This window comes from Aequorivita viscosa, from assembly GCF_900106795.1.
Classification (GTDB): Bacteria; Bacteroidota; Bacteroidia; order Flavobacteriales; family Flavobacteriaceae; genus Aequorivita; species Aequorivita viscosa.
The window spans coordinates 1-4,395 of the sequence record NZ_FNNS01000051.1; the positions used below are offsets into that span (position 1 = coordinate 1).

2 protein-coding genes are annotated in these 4,395 nt (G+C 34.3%); one reads left to right on the top strand and one right to left on the bottom strand.

Features of this window, described 5'->3' with window-relative positions; all coding sequences use genetic code 11:
* Positions 1 to 1,526 (top strand): T9SS type A sorting domain-containing protein (locus BLW28_RS15410; protein ID WP_143036927.1); only part of this gene is annotated, 1,526 nt, incomplete at its 5' end.
* 1,599 nt (positions 1,527 to 3,125) lie between these two features.
* On the opposite strand, the gene BLW28_RS15420 is transcribed toward BLW28_RS15410, so the two are convergent.
* Complete coding sequence (locus BLW28_RS15420; RefSeq protein ID WP_073222331.1) at positions 3,126 to 3,836, bottom strand: hypothetical protein; 711 nt, start codon at positions 3,834 to 3,836, stop codon at positions 3,126 to 3,128.
* Positions 3,837 to 4,395 lie beyond the last annotated feature (559 nt).

Consider the following 4,395-nt stretch of genomic DNA (forward strand, 5'->3'; position numbering starts at 1 on the left):
ATGGTAATCTTGTTTTCGTAAGTACACCAACGAGTAATGGAGAACTTGCTGAAGTACCTAATACTTCGCTGATTAACGGAGAGGTAACTGTACAACGATATATGCAAAACAGTCGCTCATATAGAATGGTAAGTAGTGCTGTAACAACCACAACTTCTATTCACGAAAACTGGCAAGAGGGTGCTACAAGTAATACAGACAATCCAGCACCTGGTTTTGGAACACATATTACAGGGACAACCGCAGACCAAACAAATGGTTTTGATGGTACTATAACAGGAAACTCATCAATGTTCACTGTCAATGTTCCAAATCAACAATTCGAGGCAATTAACAATACTGATATCAATACATTAAATGCTGGAGAAGCGTATTTATTATTTGTGCGTGGAGATAGAAGTATTGATCTTACCAATCCTACGGATAACCTATCCAGTTCAACAGTGCTTCGTACTACGGGTTCATTAATTACAGGCACGAATACTCAGAACTTTGCAACCTCAACTGAGGGTGATTTGGTTATGTTCGGAAACCCATACCAAAGTACGGTAGATATTAATAGCGTATTTGCTGCTTCAACTAATGTGAACACTGGATATTACTATGTATATGATCCTTCTCTTGGAGCCTACGGATCTTATGTTACGGTAATTCTGCCGAGTGGTTCGAATACATCAGGCTCTACTGCTAACCAATTCCTTCAGCCAGGTCAAGGCGCCCAAGTTTCTACTTTAGCTGCGGGCACATCGTCAATAGTATTAAGCGAGAGTGATAAATCCCCTGGTGAGTTTACAAATAGCAATCGTCCATTTACTTCGAGTGATATGCTGACAGTTAAGCTATTTACTACCGAAAACTTTAACAATAGAGGCTCAGTTCACGATAGCTTCGGAATTGTGTTTGCTGAAGGTTATAACAACGGGCTTACATCTGACGATGCTGTAAAACCAATGAACTTCTACGAAAACTTGGGTATAAACAACAACGGAACTTATTTAAGTATCGAGCAAAGAGAACTTCCACAATCAGCAGAAGTATATACATTATACAGTACAGGTTATACAAAATCTGAATACACGCTCAAACTAACTGTTGACGGTTTGGAAAACACTAGTCTATACCTTGATGATCGCTTCACAGGTTTAAGTACTTTGTTAGCAACAGGCGATACTACTTACGGTTTCACTGTAGATGCTAACAATCCAATAAGCATTGCTAGCGATCGTTTCTCTATTCGTACAGAACAACGCTTAGGAGTTGAAGACAACGATCTGCTTGCTGGTATTCGATTATTCCCTAATCCATTTAATGGAAATACTTTCTATATCAACGCACCAAAATTAAATGGGGAGCAACTAACAGTTAGTATTAATGACCTAACAGGAAGAAATATATATGAAAAGACTTTAGATTGCCTTGAAAATACAATAACGGTAAAGATGGGCGACAATATATCTTCTGGCGTGTACTTAGTAACCCTAAATTACGATGAAGAAGCTAATACATATAGATTAATAAATGAGTAATTGTAGAAGCTTATATGTAGATTCGTAAGTGAAAATTTTAGTTAATTGCAAAATGAAAGAACCTATAACAGGTTCTTTCATTTTTTGTATAAACAAGAAATAAACCAGCCTGAAATAGACTACTATAAGGTTGAAAGCTAAGGTCTATATTTTAGAACCATTTTATAGTTGCAAGTATAAGAAAGTAATAATTTTTATAATCCCCACATTTACATAAAACAGTTAACGGATTAGGAACAATTAATGTTTTTATCTAAAAATTGTAGTTAGTCTAAAATAGGAGAGAATTTATACATCTAATTTCTATAAACTGAGCCCCAAAAGCTCTTATTTTATCGTTAAATAATACTACGCGAACGTCGTTTGAGCTTCAATTAAGTAAAAATGAGTATAAGCTTGCAAGGGAAAGTCTTTGTTCTTTATAGAATATCCAAGCTGCTTTACAAGACTTATTTTATGGTTCTTAAAATAACCAACTAAATCAAAAACTCAGAATTTTTATAATAAACTTGACATCATCTTCTTAATATCGTATTTTAGAACACTTTTAACCACTAATAAGAAGTGTATTAAGACCACGAATATTGGTAAATCAAATTAAGTAAACCTCTCCATCATTTCTTCTCAATGTCGGCTTAAAGCCGACTCTTCTACCTAACAACATCATTGCCACCACTATAGTGTGTTTAAACTTGCTATTAGCCGTGTCTGACTAATTCGAAATAGAACTTTTTAACGTGTTATTCAATTTGATGAAATAATCCTTTTGTGCTATCAAATGATTGAAATTGGCCTCAAACGTTTTAGTTTTGTTCAGATTCGGAAACGACACTTTATTCTTATCTATAGAACTGTAAATCACTACATTAAAGCGAGTGTAAATTAAAACAACTTTTGTAAAAGTCAGGTCTAAAAACTTAGAAGCCAATTTTTTCTGCTGCTTTAGTGTTCGTTATATAACTAGTTCCTTGAAATTTTATTTCTAAACCTTCGTCTTTATATTTTTCTATTAAGCTCAATAACCCTTGCAAGTATTGTTAGATTATAAAATTTGTCCGTTGTTTACCATTCATTTTTCTGACAATCACAAAATAATAATCAAATAAACTACCACCATAGATTTTAATTATACCATTTTTGGGATTTTCATTAATAAACAAATACGAGTAATAAATTCACATTCAACCTTTTTTTTGAGAGAAGGCGTTTCGAAGAAAGGTGCTATTATTGATAGAGTTATTGCAAACGCTAAAATCATTATCAAGTATATGCCAGTTTTTAATGAAATTATGAATGATAGAAAGATAATTGTAACTTCACCTATAGCTATTCCAGCTTGAATTAGATTTTGCTCCTTTTTTTTCTCTTTGAATAGAATCTATGCATCAAATTATCAAAATAAAATTTTACGGAAGTGATAAATGCCATACAAAATTACGCAATTTGATAAAATTCAACTTGGAAGTAGAAAATATTACGTATAATGTAAAGGATGCTTGCCTCTATTTTTTATTAACTCGCATACTGTATGAGATAGTTGCGATACCTCTTTCTTTTTAAATTGTTAGTTAACCAGATTTTTGGAATGCACTTTCATCTTTATTTATTAAAAAAGTCGTGGATTTTAATAATGTCACCGCGCCCAATCTGCACCAAATTGGAAGTTTCTTTTAGATAAATACCCAGAGAACGCTCGTTATAAACTAATTTCATCATATTGCTATAGTCAGATACTGTGTACATATCTTCCTCTAATTTATAGAAGGGTATTGTTGCTTTTGAACGTTCGGTAATTCCTCTATTTACAATCTTGCCGTTCCGCAATCGCTCTTTAATAGCAGCATCATCTCGCTCACTAGAGGCAGTTTTTACGTATGCAACCATCATATTCATCCATTCTTCTTGATCGATCAAATGCCAGCGTATTTTACTAAAATTTACTCCGTAATCGCTTATCCATCCGTTACTTGTAAAACCGAATAGCACAAATTTCTTTCCATCCAATTTTGGTTTTTCAGCCAGTTCGAATTCTTGAATTTTATAGGTTATTAAAGTTACAGCCGACATGTCTTTAGCTTTTTTACCATCGAAATCTAAGGTTTTTAATGAGAAGCTTGAGAGATTAGATTTATTATTGAGCAGCCATTCGGTAGCCTTAAGTTCTGCCTGTTCTTTCATATTATCGATGCTCACCATTATAGCCCCCACAGCGGCAATTCCGGCACCAGCTGCAATAGCTCCGTCATTTTGAGCTTTAGCTTTAAGAGTAACCATACTGAGAATTAAAAAGAATAATACCAATTTTTTCATGATTATAGATTTACAGTTTATATAATTTTTATTTCTTCAAATATACTTCAACCTTATTTCACTTTTTTACGGGTTTCCTTAATCAGGATATTATAGGCTTCGATACACTGTCTTGGACTATTGTGAGTGTAAGACAGCATTTAATCATCCTAGCAATATTAAGAGAATTAAAATTTTAACTGTCTTCTGCCTGCAGCGTGGGCTGAAAATGGCTACTTAGCCTGCCACTTGATGCAATTTTACAGAAGCGGGGACCACATAATGCAATTGCGCGGGAGCTGGGAGACCCTAACCCCCTACTCGTCCCTAAACAATAAAAAAGAGCGTCATTGATAATTACCGCATTAGTATTTTTGGAGGTATCGTATTTGGAGTGTTGCCTAATCTACCTGTAGAGGATATAGTTGTTACCATGTGTATGGCCACTTTTGGAACGATCGCCAGTTTTATAGTAACACTATTACTCAGGTGGATTGGGAAATGGTTTGTTAGACGTTAGTAAAGGAGTTTAGGGAATTTTAAAAAAGCCGTCGAGAAATCGGGGGCTTTTTTTGGTTTG

Bases quoted from the DNA above. Each gene is read 5' to 3' on its own strand.
- BLW28_RS15420 (WP_073222331.1), bottom strand. From the start codon at position 3,836: ATGAAAAAATTGGTATTATTCTTTTTAATTCTCAGTATGGTTACTCTT.